Raw genomic sequence first — 16,892 nt, 5'->3', positions numbered from 1 at the left:
AGGCGTGAATGGCCATCTTCAGAATCAACCGCGAGCTCAACAACCGGGACCTGAACCTGCGCCCGACGAGCATTTCGTTCGAGTTCGACGACGACGGCTACGCGGTCACCGGCAGGAACAAGAACGGCAAGTCGGTGGCCATCACGGTCGAGGGGGATTTCGACTTCAGCGGCGCCAACGCGGCCGCTTTCGCGGTGACCGCGGGCCAGCTCAACCGCTTCGACATCGAGATCGGCGGCAAGACGGTGCTGAGCATCCGCAATCTGGACCTGTCGTTCTCCTTCTCCGAAGGGTTCGCCAACTATGGCGGGTTCCTGGCGGGCAAGGACCTGCTGGTCGGCTCGCGCAAGGCCAACGAGCTGTTCGGCTTCGGGGGCAACGACAAGCTGAAGGGCGGCGGCGGGCGCGATGAGCTGGACGGCGGGACCGGGCGCGACCTGCTGATCGGCGGACGCGGGGCGGACGACTTCATTTTCTCGGTCAATGCGGGCCGGGACAAGGTCAAGGACTTCAAGGCCGGCGTCGACGACCTGGTGTTCGAAACCACCGAGGCCTTCGAGGACCTGACGCTGCGCGACGTGAGGAATGGCGTGCTGATCGTGCATGAGGACGGCAAGGTCCTGCTGCTCGGCGTGGACCGTTCCGACCTGTCGGACGGCGATTTCCTCTTCGGCTGAGCCCCGGTCTCCGGGATCCGGGCTTTTGATCCGCCCCCGTTCCGGTCGCCTCCGGGCGGGGGCGGATGCGTTTCGCCTCCCCCGAGGACCGGAGCCGCGACGACCGGAATCGCGACGTCAGGCGCCGCGCGCCATCGCGGCCCGCGTGCGGGCGTCGGCCATCCCGCGCAGGGTCCGCAGCAGGGGCGTCGCCCCGGTCCGGTCGCGCCCATAGTCCAGGTTGAAGCCGAGGTCGAAGCCCGGCGGATGGGCGCCGACCGCGTGCTGGAGCAGCGTCTCCAGCTTGTCCAACCCCTTGGCGGCGCGGGCCTCGGGGCTTTGGCCGGCGGCGTAATCGGCGCAGAGGTCGAGGATCTCGGCCCGCAGGTCGGCGGGCAGGGGGGCGCAGAGCGTCTCCAGGTCCGCGCGTTCCCGCGCCTCGCGTCCATCGCCCGGCCGCTGGTCCACCGCCGGCACGTCGCCGGAGATCGCCTCGCCCAGATCGTGCGCCAGGCACATGCGGATCAGCCTCAGCGGATCGCATTCCGGCGTCTCGCGCGTCAGCAGCATGGCGAGAAGGGCGAGCCGCCAGCTGTGCTCGGCCGTGCTCTCCCGCCGCCCCCGCCGGGTGGCGCCGGAGCGCAGCGTGTCCTTCAGCGCCTCGGCCCCGTCGAGAAAGCCGAGGATGGCGGCGAGGCGGTCGGGATCGTGGGGGTCTGGCGGGGTCATGGCGAAGGCTCCGGTCCTGTCCGGGGGCGGGCGCGCCCCCGAGGGTTCCATGGCGGCCGCCCCGAGGCGGATCGCATCCCGCCCGGGACGAGACGCGCCCGCCCGTGGTCCCCGGGCGGGCGCGCGATCCTCGATCCCCGGCGGAGGCCGAAGCGCCCGGTCAGGCCCAGGCCCCCGTCGGGCGCGGGCCCGCGTCAGGCGCGTGCCCCGGTCAGGCGCGTGCGTAGACGTCCTCGTAGCGGATGATGTCGTCTTCGCCGAGATAGGGGCCGGACTGCACCTCGATCAGATACATCGGCACCTTGCCCGGGTTCTCCATCCGGTGGACGGCGCCCAGCGGGATGTAGACCGACTGGTTCTCGCTCAGCAGCTTCACCTCTTCGCCGACGGTGACCTTGGCCGTGCCCTCGACCACCACCCAATGCTCGGAGCGGTGGACGTGCGACTGGAGGGAAAGCTGCCCGCCCGGATAGACCATGATCCGCTTGACCTGGAAGCGGCGGCCGAGGCTCAGCGTCTCGTACCAGCCCCAGGGGCGGTGGAAGCGGGGGAAATCCTCGGCCTGGCCGGCGTTCTCCAGCTTCAGCGCGGCGACGGCTTCCTTGACCCGCTGGCTCTGCCGGATGTCGGCGACCAGCACCGCGTCCTGCATGGCCACGGCCACGATGTTCTCCAGCCCGATGCCGACCAGCCGGGTGCCCTCGGAATCGGTGCGCAGGAAGGTGTTCTTGCAGTCGATCGCCGTCGCGCCCTGGGTGGTGGCCACCCCGTCCGCATCCGGCCCCGTCTCCCGCCACACGGTCTCCCACGACCCCAGGTCGTTCCAGCCGCCGTTGAAGGGCACCACGGTCAGGTTCGCCGCGCGCTCCATCACCGCGTAGTCGATGGAGATGTCCTCGGCGCCCATATAGGCGGTCTCGCCCAGGCGGAAGAAGCACAGATCCGTCGCGCCCTCGGCGACCGAGGCGCGGACCGGCGCCATCAGCCCCGGCGCGTGATCCTCGAAGGCCTTGAGGATGGTCGAGACCTTGAACATGAAGATGCCGGCGTTCCACAGGAAGCGGCCGGTGGCGAGCATTTCGGCGGCGGCCTCGGCGTCGGGCTTCTCGACGAACCGCTTCAGGGGCTGGGCGCCGGCGTCGGGCGCGGTCTCCAGCTCCAGGTAGCCGTAGCCGGTCTCGGGCCGGTCGGGGGTGATGCCGAAGGTGACCAGCTGCCCGGCCTCCGCGGCGCCCGCCGCCGCGTCCACCGCCAGCCGGAAGGCCGCGTCGTCCTTGATCACGTGGTCCGAGGGCGCGACCAGCATCAGCGCGTCGGGCTCATCCGCCAGCGCCACGGCGGCGGCGAGGATGGCGGGCGCGGTGTTGCGGGCCGCCGGCTCGATCAGGATCTTCGAGGCGTTGCCCCCCGCTTCGCCCAGCTGCTGGGTGGCGATGAAGCGGAAATCGGAGTTGGTCAGCAGCACCGGATCCGCATAGCCCTCCCCCGAGAGCCGCTTGAGCGTGAGCTGGAACAGCGAGGCCTCGCCCATCAGGGCGGAGAACTGCTTGGGGTAGCTTTTGCGCGACAGCGGCCAGAGGCGGGTGCCCGAGCCTCCGCACAGGATCACGGGATATATCTTGCGGGTCATTTTTCTTGCGACGCCTCCGAACACGGATTCCACACACGTTCCCCAAGGCCGCCGGAGGGGCGGCCGGCTATTGTGATACCCGCTCCCGCTGCGTGGGCAAAGCGCGAGGGCGAGAGGTGGGGCGGTTGGGCGCGGGGGCGTGGTCAGGGGGCGTTCAGAACGACCTGCGCCCACTTCTCAAGTTGGGTCAGGAGCGAGCCCAGAGTCGCGCTGACCTCGACCCCGGCGATGTTGGCTGTCAGCGCGCCGGCAGCGAGAGCGCCGAAGGCGCCGGCGAAGCTGTCCGAGGCCTTGTCAAGCTTTCGGCCGAACCAGCGCAGGACATCCCGCAGGACGCTGGCGGATTTCGCGACGTCGACCAGATCGGGTTCCGGCTTCTCCAGTTCCGCGTCGAGGGCGTCGAGCGCGTTGGAGGCCTGGTCTGCGAATTCCTCGACGATCCGCTCGCCTTCTGGGGGATTGTTGCCCCCTATGCCCTGGCGTTCGGTGTGCCGGACCTCCTCCTGGATCAGCCCTCGCACATCCGCGATGAGTGCGCGGGCCGCCCGTCGCTCGGCAAGCTCCGCCTCGGTTCCGAATTCCGGGGCTGGGCCGGAAGACAACCGCGATGTGATGACCTCGGGGTCCAGCACATCGACATCGCGCACCGGGGGCGTCAGCTCCGGTAATGGCAACTGGCTATGCGCCTCGATCAACCGAGCGATCTCGGCGTTGAGCACCTTCGGCCCTTTCCGCCATTTATCGTCGGGGATCAGCATTCGGGCGCGTTCGAGGGGCCAGTCCACCGGGTCGCCGCGCAGCCGCGCGTCATACCAGTCGGTCCAGACCTCCCAACCCTCGTCCGCATCGAGAAGCTGCTGGCGGAAGACCTTCCATGCCGCCTTCAAAGCCTCGGGTTGCGCGTCAAGCCATAAGCCTGGACCCACCATTTCCTCGGCAGCGAGGGCGGCGTCGGTGGCGGTGGCGGCGTCAGTGTCGGCGTGGGCGGCGTCGAGGGCGGCGTGGGTGGCGTCGAGGGCGACGTCGAGGGCGGCGTAGGCGGCGCGGGTGGCGGCGGCGGGGGCGGCGTGGGCGGCGTCGAGGGCGACGTCGAGGGCGGCGTAGGCGGCGCGGGCGGCGGCGGGGGCGGCGTGGGCGGCGGCGCGGGCGGCGTCGAGGGCGGCGGCGCGGGCGGCGCCAAGGGCTATATCGTCGTCTTGGACGAAAAAACTAAACATCGTCCAAGACGACGATATAGCCCTCGCAAGCGGCAGGATTATGGAAGCATTTCGATCTGGGGTTAGCTCGATGGAAATGTCACCGACACGCGGAAACACCCGCAGCGCGGATCGGGCGGCCATGAGGACGACCTTCTCGCGCGGCTGCGCGAGAAACCACCGTCCCGCCGCCTCCTTGTCCGAAAAATCCGGTATCGCCTCAACCAATCGTCGGCCCTCCCCGGCCCGACCCTAGCACGGCTTCGGCGCCCCGCAACGGGGCGACAAGCGGGGGCGGCGGGCGAGTCGGGGGCGGGGGCGGCGGCTCGGACGGGGGATGGCGGCGCGGGGCGCGCCGGGGCGGCTGACGAAAATTCCATGGGAGGGGGCGGAGGCCCGGCCCGGCGCCGCGCGACCGCGGTTCCTCGCGAAATATTATTTCCCGACGCGACGTCCCTGGCCGGCGCCCCCGCCCCCGCGGGCTTTTGAGTTTGCAACCGTTTGGGTTGCGCCTATCCTCAAGTCAGGAATGCGGACCTAATCAAGCAACGGGAGGGAGACCCCATGGCTCCTCTGGACGCACAGGTCGCGCTCACCGACAAATATCGCGTGAGCCGCGGCGCCGCCCTGATGAACGGGATGCAGGCGCTGGTCAGGCTGGTCATCGAACAGGCCGACGCCGACAAGGACGCCGGCTGGAAGACCGGCGGCTATGTCTCGGGCTATCGCGGCTCGCCCATCGGCGGCTTCGACATGGAGCTGATGCGCGCCAGCGCCGAGCTGGAGGAGCGCAACGTCGTCTTCAACCCGGGCCTCAACGAGGACCTCGCCGCCACCGCCATCGCCGGAACCCAGACGCTGGGCGTCGTGGACGATCCGGAAGTCGAGGGCGTGTTCTCGCTCTGGTACGGCAAGGGACCGGGGGTGGACCGGTCGCTGGACGCGATCAAGCACGCGGCGCTCGCCGGCGCCTCGCCCCGGGGCGGGCTGATGTTCCTGCTGGGCGACGACCCGGTGTCCAAGTCCTCGACCACCGCGCACCAGTCGGAAACGGCGATGATGCATGTGCAGGTGCCGGTGCTCTACCCGGCCTCGGTGCATGAATACGTGCCGCTGGGGCTGCACGGGATCGCCATGTCGCGGCATACGGGGGCGGCGACCTCGCTCAAGATCGTCACCGACACCGCCGACAGCACCGCCACCGTGGCGCTGGACCGGCTGCGGCCCGAGAACATCGTCTATCCGACCCTGCCCGGATTCGAGCTGCCGCTGCACAACACCGGCACGCTGCTGCCCTATGTGGCGCAGGAACGGCGGATGGGCGTGCGGCTGCAGGCCTGCATGGATTACGCCTACGCCAACAAGCTGAACGAGGCGGTGTTCCAGCCCTCGGGACAGAAGCGGCTGGGGATCGTGGCGGTCGGCAAGGGCTATGTGGACGCCATGTCGGGGCTGCGGATGCTGGACCTCGACGCCGACCGGGCGGCCGCGGCGGGCATCGGCATGTTCCGCATGCGCATGACCTGGCCGGTGGAGCCGAAAAGCCTGATGGAGTTCGTCCAGGGCTACGACCAGATCCTGGTGATCGAGGAGAAGCGCGGCATCGTCGAGGACGCGCTGGCCCGGATGCTGGTGAACCTGCCCGGTCCGCGTCCGCTGGTGACCGGCAAGCTGGACGCGCAGGGCGCGCCCCTGACCCAGGACTGGGGCGAGCTTCAGCCCGACACGGTCGCCGAGGTCATCAGCCGCGAGGCCTGCGGCATGGGCCTGATCGAGGCCACGCCCCCCGCGCCGCCGCGCCTGACCGGCAACGCGCCCACGGCGCCGCGCACCCCCTATTTCTGCGCCGGCTGTCCGCATAACCGCTCCACCAAGCTGCCCGACGGGTCGCTGGCGGGGGGCGGGATCGGCTGTCACGCGATGTCGGTGATGCACGATTCCCTCAACACCCAGATCTTCACCCAGATGGGCGGCGAGGGCATGCACTGGGTCGGGCGGGCCAATTTCGCCGGCCGCAAGCACATGTTCCAGAACATCGGCGACGGCACCTTCACCCATTCGGGGCTGCTGGCGGTGCGCGCCGCCGTCGCTTCGGGCGTGAACATCACCTACAAGCTGCTCTACAACGACGCCGTGGCGATGACCGGCGGCCAGGTGATGGAGGGGCAGCCGCTGCCCTCCGACATGGCCCGGCAGGTGCTGTCGGTGGGCGTGAAGCGGGTGGTCGTGGTCTCCGACGACGTGGAGGCGACGAAGGAGACCGGGGACTGGCCGTCCGCCAACGTCTCCTTCCACGACCGGTCCGAGCATATCCTGGTGCAGACCCAGCTGCGGGAGGAGGAGGGGACCACCGTTCTCCTTTACGTGCAGACCTGCGCCGCGGAGAAGCGCCGCCGGCGCAAGCGGGGCAAGTTCGCCGATCCGCCCAAGCGCGTGGTCATCAACCCGCTGGTCTGCGAGGGCTGCGGGGATTGCGGGATCCAGTCCAACTGCGTGGCGGTGAAGCCGCTGGACACCCCCTTCGGGGTGAAGCGGCGGGTGGACCAGACCGCCTGCAACAAGGACTATTCCTGCCTGGAGGGCTTCTGCCCGTCCTTCGTGACGGTGGAGGGCGAGGAATCCGATCCCCTGCTGGGCAAGAAGGGCATCCGCCACCAGCCGCCCGAGGACGCGCTGCCCGAGCCGACGATCGCGCCGCCCGCCGACTGGGGCGCGCTGATCACCGGCATCGGCGGCACCGGCGTGGTGACGGTCGCGGCGGTGCTGGGCATGGCGGCGCGGCTGGAGGGGCTGCACTCGCTGGCGCTCGACCAGACCGGCCTGTCCCAGAAGAACGGCGCGGTGCAGAGCCACCTTCAGATCGGCCCGCTGCCCATCGACGACCGCCCGGCCCGGGTCGGCCGCGGCAAGGGCAAGCTGCTGCTGGCCTGCGACATGCTGGTGGGCGCCGGCGACGAGGCGATGGCCCTGCTGGATCCGGCCGAGGGCCGCGCCATCGCCAACGCCGAGGTCGAGCCCCTGCCGATGTTCGCCAAGGACCCGAACGCGCGCCCCGATGCGGGCCAGCTCTCGGCCCGGCTGACCCAGCATCTCGGCGAAAGCCGGGTGATGGTGCAGGACGTCAAGCATCTCGCCACGGCGCTGGTGGGCGACGGCATGGGCGCCAACCTGATGCTGGTCGGCGTCGCCTGCCAGGCCGGGACGCTGCCGGTGACGCCGGAGGCGATCGAGCGGGCCATCAAGCTCAACGGCGCGGCGGTGGAGATGAACCTCGCCGCCTTCCGCTGGGGCCGCTGGATCGCCCATGACCCGGCGCGCGCGGAGGCCGCGGCGGGGGAGAAGAAGCTCCCCTCCTGGCTGACCGAGGACTATGACGCGCTCGTCGCCCGGTTCGAGTCCTACCTGACCGACTACCAGTCCGCCCGCTACGCCCGGAAGTTCCGCGAGGCGCTGGCCAAGGTGGAGGCGGCGGAGGAAGCCGCCTGGCCCGGCCGCCGGGACCTGTCGCGGCTCGCCGCGCGGGCGCTGCACAAATCCATGGCCATCAAGGACGAATACGAGGTCGCGCGCCTGCACCGCCATCCCGACTGGCTGGCGCAGCTGGGCCGGGACTACGCGCCGGACGCCAGGGTCTCCACCTGGCTGGCGCCGCCGATGCTGGCCAAGACCGATCCGCTGACCGGCCACCCGAAGAAGAAGGCCTTCGGGCCCTGGGTGCAGAAGGCGTTCGGGACGCTGGCCGGCATGAAGGCGCTGCGCGGCACGCCGCTCGACGTGTTCGGCCGGACCGAGGAGCGCAAATCCGAGCGCGCCCTGGTCGGGGAGACCTTCAAGCTGGTCGATCTCGTGGCCGGAAAGCTGTCGCCCGCCACCGAGGCCCGGTGCCGGGAGGCGCTTTCCCTGCCGCTGGAGATCAAGGGATTCGGTCACGTGAAGGCCGCCAATCAGGCCCGCGTGAAGCCCGAATGGGATCGACTTGTCGCGGATTTGTCTAGCATTGCATGAACTTGCGCGTTCAGCCGCGGCGCCCCGCCGCGGCTGATCGTTTATGACGGCGGTTTTCGGGGATTCTTCAACGGCCTTCTGAATCACTCTCTGTTTTCAGTCACTTGAGGTGTCATGAAACCTTCGCTGGTTTGAGATTAAACCCCCGGCGACCGGTGCTACCACCTCGACAGTTCTTCCGGAGCTTCGCAGCGCCCGGAAGCGGACCGACGTATTAACGGAGAGATCCCCCGTGAAAGCCACCAACCTCATCGCCCTGGCCGCCGCCGGCATCGTGGCCGCCGCCACCGGCGCCCAGGCGCGCGACCAAGTCGCCGTCGCCGGCTCCTCGACGGTTCTGCCCTACGCCTCGATCGTCGCCGAGGCCTTCGGCGAGAACTTCGACTTCCCGACCCCGGTGGTCGAGTCGGGCGGCTCCTCCGCCGGTCTGAAGAAGTTCTGCGAAGGCGTGGGCGAGGCGACCATCGACATCGCCAACGCCTCCCGCGCCATCCGCGAGAAAGAGATCAAGGCCTGCGCCGAGAACGGCGTCACCGAGATCATCGAAGTCCGCATCGGCTATGACGGCATCGTGTTCGCCAGCCAGACCGACGGCCCGGCCTTCACCGCCTTCACCCCCGACCAGTGGTACCACGCCCTGGCCGCCAAGCAGATCGTCGATGGCGAGCTGGTCGACAACCCCAACATGAAGTGGTCGGACGTCGACCCGTCCCTGCCGGACGTCGAGATCGCGGCCTTCATCCCGGGCACCAAGCACGGCACCCGCGAAGTCTTCGAGGAGAAGGTGATCCTCGCCGGCTGCGAAGAGTCGGGCGCCATGGCCAAGATGACCGGCGACCTGGGCATGTCCGAGGATGACGCCGAGGACGCCTGCATGGAAGTCCGCGCCGACGGCAAGTCGGTCGACATCGACGGCGACTACACCGAGACCCTGTCCCGCATCGACGCCAACTCCAACGGCATCGGCGTGTTCGGCCTGGCCTTCTACGAGAACAACACCGACAAGCTGAAGGTCGCGACCATGAGCGGCGTGGTCCCGTCCACCGAGTCCATCTCCACGGGCGAGTATCCGGTGTCGCGTCCGCTGTTCTTCTACGTGAAGAAGGCCCATATCGGCGTGGTTCCCGGCCTGAAGGAGTTCGCCTCCTTCTTCGTGTCCGACGCCGTCGCCGGCCCCTCCGGCCCGCTGGCCCAGTACGGCCTGGTGGCCGATCCCGAGCTGGCCGACACCCAGGCCGCCATCGCCGCCGAAGACGTGATGAACTGATCCTCTCCGCGGCTTCGGCCGCGGGCTGAAAGGACCCGGGAAGGCGGCCGCCGCTGCGCCGCCTTCCCTTTTTCCGAGGGGACCGTCCGGGCCATGTTCGCCACGATTTTCTTCGTCCTCCTGGCCGTGCTGGTCATCGGAGGACTTTTCCTGGGGCGCCGCAAGGCGATCGCCGCCGCCGGCGGGGACGTCAAGCAGCTGCACTCTCTGGTGTCCTATCACGGCTGGAACGTCGCGCTCGCCGCGGGGCTGGCCGGGGTCGGCGTGCTGGCCGTCGGGGGCTTCGCCACCCGCTTCATCGGCCTGCCGATCAACGTCATCTACACGGCCGCGCTGCTCGCCGCCCTGGCCGGCTTCGTCTACGCCTACCAGCGCATCGACCGCGACTTCCGCGCGCGCAACACGGTCGAGACCATGGTGATGGGGCTGCTGATCGCGGCGTCGTCGATCGCGATCCTGACCACGGTCGGCATCGTGTTCTCGATGGTGTTCGAAACCGGGCGCTTCTTCTCCCAGTATTCCTGGACCCATTTCTTTTTCGGAACCACCTGGTCGCCGAACTTCCGGGGCAACTCGGATCTCGGCATGCTGCCGCTGCTGTGGGGCACGCTCTACATCAGCTTCATCGCGCTGGCGGTGGCGGTGCCGATCGGACTGTTCGCGGCGATCTTCCTCAGCGAATACGCCTCGCCCCGGGTGCGCGGCGTGGCCAAGCCGCTGATCGAGATCCTGGCCGGCATCCCGACCATCGTTTACGGCCTGTTCGCGCTGATCACCGTGGGCCCGCTGCTGCGCGACTACTTCGCCGAGCCGCTGGGCCTGGGCGAGAGCGCGTCCTCGGTGATGACCGCGGGGCTGGTGATGGGGGTGATGCTGATCCCCTTCGTGTCCTCGCTGTCGGACGACATCATCAACGCCGTGCCGCAGTCGATGCGCGACGGCTCGCTCGGCCTGGGCGCCACGCCCTCCGAGACCATCCGCAACGTGATCATGCCCGCCGCCCTGCCGGGCATCGTCGGGGCCATCCTGCTGGCGGCCTCGCGGGCCATCGGCGAGACCATGATCGTGGTGCTGGGGGCCGGCGCCGCCGCGCGCCTGTCGCTCAATCCCTTCGAGGCGATGACCACGGTCACCGTCAAGATCGTGTCGCAGCTGACCGGCGACACCGACTTCGCCTCGCCCGAGACCCTGGTGGCCTTCGCGCTGGGCATCACCCTGTTCGTGCTGACGCTCGGGCTGAACGTTCTGGCGCTCTACATCGTCCGCAAGTACCGGGAGCAGTACGAATGACCGACGCCGCCATGCCTCCCGCCGCCGCGGCCGGGCCGTCCCGCAAGCCCAAGAAGTCGCTGCATGTGCTCGACGACAACACCCGCCGCCGCAACGGGGCCGAGCGTCGGTTCCGCATCCTCGGCGGCTGCGCCGTGGGCACGGGCGTGCTGGCGCTGGTGGTGCTGCTGATCTCGATCCTCTCGGCCGGTCTGCCGTCCTTCCAGCAGACCTTCCTGAAGGCCGAGATCTATCTCGACCCCGCGGTGCTCGACCCCTCGGGGGAGCGTGATCCGGAGGCGATCTCCAAGATCCTGACCTTCAGCTACAGCCCGATGATCAAGGGCTCGCTGACCGCCCTGGCCGAGGAGCTGGAGGCCCAGGGCGCGGAGAACCTGACGCCCAAGATGCTGGCGGACATGGTGTCCGGCGCCGCCAACGCCAAGCTGCGCGACTACGTCATCGCCAATCCCGACGAGATCGGGAAGACGGTGGAGTTCGAGTTCCTGACCAACGCCCGCATCGACCAGTACCTGAAGGGCAAGGTCACGCGGGAAAGCGCGGCGCTGGACAGCCGGGTGGACGTGGCCCAGTTGAACGCCGCCGACGAGCTGGTCGCTTCGGGCGCGATGGAGAAGCGGTTCAACTGGGACTTCATCACCGCCCCCGACGCCTCCGAGAACCGGCCCGAGGCCGCGGGCCTGGGCGTGGCGCTGCTCGGCTCGCTCTACATGATGCTGATCGTGCTGTGCCTGGCGCTGCCGATCGGGGTCGCGGCGTCGATCTACCTGGAGGAGTTCGCCAGGAAGAACTTCTTGACCGACGTGATCGAGGTGAACATCTCGAACCTCGCGGCCGTGCCCTCCATCGTGTTCGGCATCCTCGGGCTGGCGATCTTCATCAACATGATGCACCTGCCGAATTCCGCGCCCATCGTGGGCGGGCTGGTGCTGACGCTGATGACCCTGCCGACGATCATCATCGCCACCCGCGCCTCGCTGAAGGCGGTGCCGCCCTCGATCCGGGACGCGGCGCTGGGGGTCGGGGCCTCCAAGATGCAGGCGGTGTTCCACCATGTCCTACCGCTGGCCGCGCCGGGCATCCTGACCGGCACCATCCTCGGGCTCGCCCAGGCGCTGGGCGAAACCGCGCCCCTGCTGCTGATCGGCATGGTCGCCTTCGTGCGCGACTATCCCGACGCGCCTCCGGGCGGCCTGTTCGAACCCGCGACGGGCCTGCCCGTGCAGGTCTACAACTTCACCCAGCGGGCGGACCCCGCCTTCGTGGAGCGCGCGTCGGGCGCCATCATCGTCCTGCTCGTCTTCCTTGTGATCATGAACCTCGTGGCGATCATCCTGCGCCGCCGGTTCGAGCGCCGGTGGTGAGCGGAAAAACCATGAATCTGGAGACGAGCGAGATGTACGACCACAACCAGGCCAAGGCCGTCGTCGAGCACGACGTCAAGTTCCAGTGCGAGGGGGTGGACGTCTATTACGGCGAAAGCCACGCCATCAAGGACGTGAGCGTCGACCTGCTGGACAAGACCGTGACGGCCTTCATCGGCCCGTCGGGCTGCGGCAAGTCCACCTTCCTGCGCTGCCTGAACCGGATGAACGACACCATCGACATCTGCCGGGTCACCGGCTCGTTGAAGCTGGACAGCGAAGACATCTACGACCGCAAGGTCGATCCGGTGCAGCTTCGCGCCCGCGTCGGTATGGTGTTCCAGAAGCCGAACCCGTTCCCCAAGTCGATCTTCGACAACGTGGCCTACGGGCCGCGCATCCACGGTCTGACCTCGAAGAAGTCGGAGCTGGAGGAGATCGTTGAAAAGTCGCTGCGCAAGGCCGCGATCTGGAACGAGGTGAAGGACCGCCTGCATGCGCCGGGCACCGGCCTGTCGGGCGGCCAGCAGCAGCGCCTGTGCATCGCGCGGGCCATCGGACCTCCCCCGAGGTGCTGCTGATGGACGAGCCGTGCTCGGCCCTCGACCCCATCGCCACGGCGCAGGTCGAGGAACTGATCGACGAACTGCGTGAGAGCTTCTCGGTGGTGATCGTCACCCATTCCATGCAGCAGGCGGCGCGCGTGTCCCAGAAGACCGCGTTCTTCCACATGGGGATCATGGTCGAATACGACGAGACCACCAAGATCTTCACCAACCCCACCGATCAGCGCACCCAGGATTACATCACGGGCCGCTTCGGCTGAGCCGCGACCTGCGAGGAGGACCCAGCACATGGGCACTATGGACAACGGGCCGCACATCGTCTCGGCCTTCGACGAAGAGCTGATGGGCATTCGCGCCAAGCTCGCCGAAATGGGTGGGGTGGCCGAACAGATGCTCGCCGACGCCATCGTGGGCGTGGAGCGGCGCGACATCGAACTGTGCGAGCAGGTGGTGGCGCGGGATCGCCGGCTCGACCGGCTGGAGCAGGAGGCGGAGGAGCAGGTGATCCAGCTCATCGCCCTGCGCGCTCCGGTGGCGACCGACCTGCGGCTGCTGGTGGCGTCGATGAAGATGTCCTCGACGCTGGAGCGGGTGGGCGACCTGTCCAAGTCCATCGCCCGCCGCGGGCTGGACCTGAGCCGCGACCGGCCGATGCCGATCACCTCCTCCATCGCCCGCATGGGCCGGGAGACGCAGCGCCAGCTGTCGGACGCGTTGGACGCCTTCGCGTCGCGGGATGTGGACGCCGCGATCTCGGTGTGGCGCCGGGATGTGGAGATCGACGGGCTCTACAACTCCGTGTTCCGGGAGCTGATCACCTACATGATGGAGGATCCGCGGACCATCACGCTGGGTTCGCACGGGTTGTTCATCGCCAAGAACCTGGAGCGGATCGGCGACCACGCCACCCACCTGGCGGAGCTGACCTATTACGTCGCCGTGGGCGAGCCGCTGACCGAGGAACGTCCCCGCGGGCCTCGTGGTTACGGCGACGGCGGGGCCGCGAGCCCGGCCGCGGGCGACGCCCCTTCCGACGATGCCGCGTCCTCCGACGACGCCAAGACCGACAACGAAAGCTGAAGCCCGGTCCCTGTTCCGTCGCGCAGGCCGGCGCGGAGGAACGGGGGCGCGCGGCGCCTGAAAGAAAGACGTCATGACCGCACGCGTTATGGTGATCGAGGACGAGGAGTCGCTCTGCGCGCTGCTCGAGTACAACCTCACCCGCGAGGGCTACAAGGTGAGCCTGGTGAGCGACGGGGACGAGGCCCTCTATGCCATCGAGGACGAGAAGCCCGACCTGATCCTGCTCGACTGGATGTTGCCGCATGTCTCGGGGATCGAGATCTGCCGCCAGATCCGGGCGCGCTCGGAGGTGAAGGACACCCCCGTCATCATGCTCACCGCCCGGGGCGAGGAGGATGACCGCATCCGGGGGCTGGAGACGGGGGCGGACGACTACCTCACCAAGCCGTTCTCGATGACCGAGCTGCTGGCCCGGATCCGCGCCGTGCTGCGCCGGTCCCGGCCGACGCTGGCCGGCGACGTGGCGACCTTCGGGGACATCATCCTCGACCGTCAGGCGCACCGGGTGCGGCGGGCGGAGCGGGACCTGCATCTGGGGCCGACCGAGTTCAAGCTGCTGGACGTGCTGATGCAGCGCCCGGGGCGGGTGTTCTCGCGCGAGCAGTTGCTGGACCTGGTCTGGGGCCGCGACGTGTATGTGGAGATCCGGACGGTGGACGTGCATGTCGGCCGGCTGCGCAAGGCGATCAACCGGCGCGGGGATCGCGACCCGATCCGCACGGTGCGCTCGGCCGGCTACGCGCTGGACGAGACCTACGCCGCCACCCCGGCCCGCCAGGCCGCGCGGGGCTGACGGCGCGCCGGGGGATCGGCGCCGACCTGAAACCGCCGCGCGGGGGCGACCCCGGCGCGGCGGTTCGCGTTCCGGACTGCGGCGCGCGGACGGTCAGGCGCGGCGGGCGCCCCGGCGATCGGGCGCGCCCGAGCCGGCGCCGCATGGGTTGCGCGCCCCACCACGCCCTCGCCGCGTCACGCCTCCCCCGAGCCGGGACCGGGCGGCCGGTCTTCGCCACGCCCACCCTGTCCGCCATGTCGCCTATGTCCACCATGTCCGCCGTCGCCCACCGGCGCCGGGGTTGGCGACTCGGCCGCGGGCTCAGCGGGCCTGCAGATAGGCGAAGAGCTTGCGCGGGTAATGGGCCAGCGGCGGGAATTCGGGCAGCACCTCCATCCCCAACGCCTTGCGGGCCGCGCTGAGCGCGCCGAGCTGGGCGAGGACCGACCCCTCGGCCCGCCGCCCGGTGTCGCGCTTGCAGCGCGCCACGATGTCGTGACGCGGGGCGGGCCGCCCCTCCTTCCGGCGGGCGACGGCGGCTTCGTACACCGCGTTGGTCAGCCGGTATTCGCCCTTGCTCCAGATCTCCGCCATGCATCCCTCCCACCACTCGCGCGGCGGGGTTATCGGTCGAATTCCTTGAAAATCGGTGAAACCCCTGCGGCTCAGCGCAGGTTGACCCGCAGGGCGGCGGCGGCGGCGAAAGGGGCGATGCCGGCCGCGAGCAGCGTGACGGCGCCGAGGAACAGCAGCGCCGTCCCCGGCTCCAGCCCCGTGGCGGCGCGGTCGGCGGCCTGGGCGCCGAAGATCAGCGTGGGGACATAGAGCGGCAGCACCAGCACCGACAGCAGCAGCCCGCCGCGCCGCAGCCCGGCGGTCAGCGCCGCGCCCACCGCGCCGATCAGGCTCAGCGCCGGGGTGCCGATCAGCAGGCTCGCGACCAGCGTCGCCTGGGCCTGGCCGGGCAGGGACAGCATGACGCCCAGCACCGGCGCCACCACCGCCAGCGGCAGGCCCGTGGCCAGCCAGTGCGCGGCGGCCTTGGCCAGCACCGCGGCCTCCAGCGGCAACGGCCCCAGCGCGATCTGGTCGAGCGCCCCGTCCTCCAGATCCGCCTGGAACAGCCGGTCGAGGGTCAGCAGGCAGGCGAGCAGGGCGCAGACCCAGAGCACGCCGGCGGCGATCCGCGCCAGCGCCCCGCCCTCCGGCCCCACGCCCAGCGGGATCAGCAGGGCGGCGAGCATGAAGAAGGCGATGCCCAGCAGCCCGCCGCCGCCCGCGCGGAAGGTCAGGCCGAGATCCCGGCGCAGCAAGGCCAGCGCCGCCCTCATGCCCAGTCCTCTCCGAGGAACGGGTCGGAGGCGGCGTGGTTGGCGTCGTCGTCGGCGGGGTCCGAGGCGCCGGGGGCGGGCATATGCACCTCCGCGCCCGCGCCGAAGCCGAGATCCACATGAGTGGCGGCCAGCGCCAGCCCGCCGGCCGCGCAATGCTCCGCCACCACCTGCGCGAACACGGCGACGGAGGCCGCGTCCAGCGACACCGTGGGCTCGTCCAGCAGCCAGACCGGCCGGTCCACGATCAGCAGCCGCGCCAGCCCCAGCCGCCGCTTCTGCCCGGCGGAGCACCAATGCGCCGGATCGTCGGCGCGGCTCTCCAGGCCGAAACGCTCCAGCGCGGCGTCGGCGCGGGCGCGCGGGGCGCCGTGGAAATCCGCCCAGCAGGTGAGGTTCTCGCGCACGCTGAAGCCCGGCTTCACCGCATCGAGATGGCCGGCCAGCGCCACGCGTTCCCGCCAGGCCTCGCCGTCGCGCGCAAGGTCCAGGTCGCCGAGCCGCACCGTCCCCCCGGCCGCGGGCGCGAGCCCCGCCAGCACCCGCAGCAGGGAGCTCTTGCCCGAGCCGTTGGGCCCGCGCAGCGCCGCGGCCGCGCCGGGCGCCACCGCGAAGCCGAGCCCGCGGAAAATGGTGCGTCCCGCGCGCCGGCAGGCCAGGTCATGGGCGACGAGTTTCATGGGAAGAGCTTTAGGGGCTTCGCGCCGCCTACGGAAGCGGGCGAGGCGGCGCGGGACGGGCGCGGGACCGGTCCTGCGGCATGACGCCCCGTCGCGGGGTCGGGCGCAGGGGGCGCCCCGCCCTGAAGCGGAACGCCCGTTGCGCACAAGGACGCGACGCAGGGGGATTGCATTGCATTCTACCGCATACAATCGCATACAGCGATTGCATTGCGTTGCGAATGGTCGTATCACCCACTTACCAAGCCGGTTGCCAGGACCGGCCCGCGTGAAGCCGTCGCCGCTGCGGGCGCTGAGCCCTCCGCCTCCCGACGCTGCGA

At 69.9% G+C, this 16,892-nt stretch carries 13 protein-coding genes and 1 pseudogene; 8 read left to right on the top strand and 6 right to left on the bottom strand.

Translation table 11 applies throughout. From position 1 onward, the window contains the following. Positions 1-8: 8 nt before the first annotated feature. The gene (locus BLV24_RS08700) at positions 9-677 is read left to right on the top strand and encodes a calcium-binding protein (protein WP_092680763.1); all 669 of its coding nucleotides are present in this window, start codon (positions 9-11) and stop codon (positions 675-677) included. Between the two features lie 117 nt (positions 678-794). On the opposite strand, the gene BLV24_RS08695 is transcribed toward BLV24_RS08700, so the two are convergent. From BLV24_RS08695 to BLV24_RS22820, 3 genes are all read right to left on the bottom strand, one after another. After that, entirely contained in the window at positions 795-1,385 is a 591-nt protein-coding gene (locus tag BLV24_RS08695; RefSeq protein ID WP_092680762.1) for an HD domain-containing protein, read from the bottom strand. Positions 1,386-1,596: 211 nt separating this feature from the next. Continuing rightward, positions 1,597-3,015, bottom strand: a complete 1,419-nt coding sequence (locus BLV24_RS08690) for a mannose-1-phosphate guanylyltransferase/mannose-6-phosphate isomerase (protein WP_092680761.1) — start codon at positions 3,013-3,015, stop codon at positions 1,597-1,599. Positions 3,016-3,158: 143 nt separating this feature from the next. Next, positions 3,159-4,439, bottom strand: a complete 1,281-nt coding sequence (locus BLV24_RS22820) for a hypothetical protein (RefSeq protein ID WP_092680760.1) — start codon at positions 4,437-4,439, stop codon at positions 3,159-3,161. Positions 4,440-4,775: 336 nt separating this feature from the next. Here BLV24_RS22820 and BLV24_RS08680 point away from each other — a divergent pair, with 336 nt between their 5' ends. The 7 genes and pseudogenes from BLV24_RS08680 (at position 4,776) to phoB (ending at position 14,579) form a co-directional block, all read left to right on the top strand. Further along, positions 4,776-8,216: an indolepyruvate ferredoxin oxidoreductase family protein gene (locus tag BLV24_RS08680; protein WP_092680759.1), complete on the top strand. Its 3,441-nt coding sequence runs from the start codon at positions 4,776-4,778 to the stop codon at positions 8,214-8,216. A gap of 232 nt (positions 8,217-8,448) precedes the next feature. Next, positions 8,449-9,483 (top strand): substrate-binding domain-containing protein, encoded by a 1,035-nt coding sequence (locus BLV24_RS08675; RefSeq protein ID WP_092680758.1) that lies wholly within the window; start codon positions 8,449-8,451, stop codon positions 9,481-9,483. A 93-nt stretch (positions 9,484-9,576) separates the two neighbouring features. Continuing rightward, entirely contained in the window at positions 9,577-10,773 is a 1,197-nt protein-coding gene (pstC, locus tag BLV24_RS08670) for a phosphate ABC transporter permease subunit PstC (protein WP_092680757.1), read from the top strand. Next, positions 10,770-12,137, top strand: a complete 1,368-nt coding sequence (gene pstA / locus BLV24_RS08665) for a phosphate ABC transporter permease PstA (RefSeq protein WP_092680756.1) — start codon at positions 10,770-10,772, stop codon at positions 12,135-12,137. The genes pstC and pstA overlap by 4 nt, the downstream gene beginning before the upstream one ends. A gap of 32 nt (positions 12,138-12,169) precedes the next feature. Continuing rightward, positions 12,170-12,963: pseudogene (gene pstB / locus BLV24_RS08660) on the top strand (phosphate ABC transporter ATP-binding protein PstB). Positions 12,964-12,991: 28 nt separating this feature from the next. Next, positions 12,992-13,783, top strand: a complete 792-nt coding sequence (phoU, locus tag BLV24_RS08655; RefSeq protein ID WP_218133373.1) for a phosphate signaling complex protein PhoU — start codon at positions 12,992-12,994, stop codon at positions 13,781-13,783. Between the two features lie 73 nt (positions 13,784-13,856). Further along, positions 13,857-14,579: a phosphate regulon transcriptional regulator PhoB gene (gene phoB, locus BLV24_RS08650; protein WP_092680754.1), complete on the top strand. Its 723-nt coding sequence runs from the start codon at positions 13,857-13,859 to the stop codon at positions 14,577-14,579. A gap of 303 nt (positions 14,580-14,882) precedes the next feature. Here the strand turns inward: phoB and BLV24_RS08645 are convergent, their stop codons facing one another. From BLV24_RS08645 to ccmA, 3 genes are all read right to left on the bottom strand, one after another. Beyond that, positions 14,883-15,155 carry a hypothetical protein gene (locus BLV24_RS08645; protein ID WP_092680753.1) on the bottom strand — a complete coding sequence of 91 codons (273 nt, stop codon included), beginning with the start codon at positions 15,153-15,155 and terminating at the stop codon, positions 14,883-14,885. A 71-nt stretch (positions 15,156-15,226) separates the two neighbouring features. Further along, on the bottom strand, positions 15,227-15,892 hold the full coding sequence (gene ccmB / locus BLV24_RS08640; RefSeq protein ID WP_092680752.1) for a heme exporter protein CcmB: 666 nt from the start codon (positions 15,890-15,892) through the stop codon (positions 15,227-15,229). Further along, entirely contained in the window at positions 15,889-16,572 is a 684-nt protein-coding gene (ccmA, locus tag BLV24_RS08635) for a heme ABC exporter ATP-binding protein CcmA (protein WP_092680751.1), read from the bottom strand. Before ccmA ends, ccmB begins: the two co-directional genes overlap by 4 nt. Positions 16,573-16,892 lie beyond the last annotated feature (320 nt).

Source organism: Albimonas donghaensis (assembly GCF_900106695.1).
Classification (GTDB): domain Bacteria; phylum Pseudomonadota; class Alphaproteobacteria; order Rhodobacterales; family Rhodobacteraceae; genus Albimonas; species Albimonas donghaensis.
The sequence above is the reverse complement of the archived record's forward strand: the minus strand, read 5'-3'. Positions and strand labels throughout refer to the sequence as shown.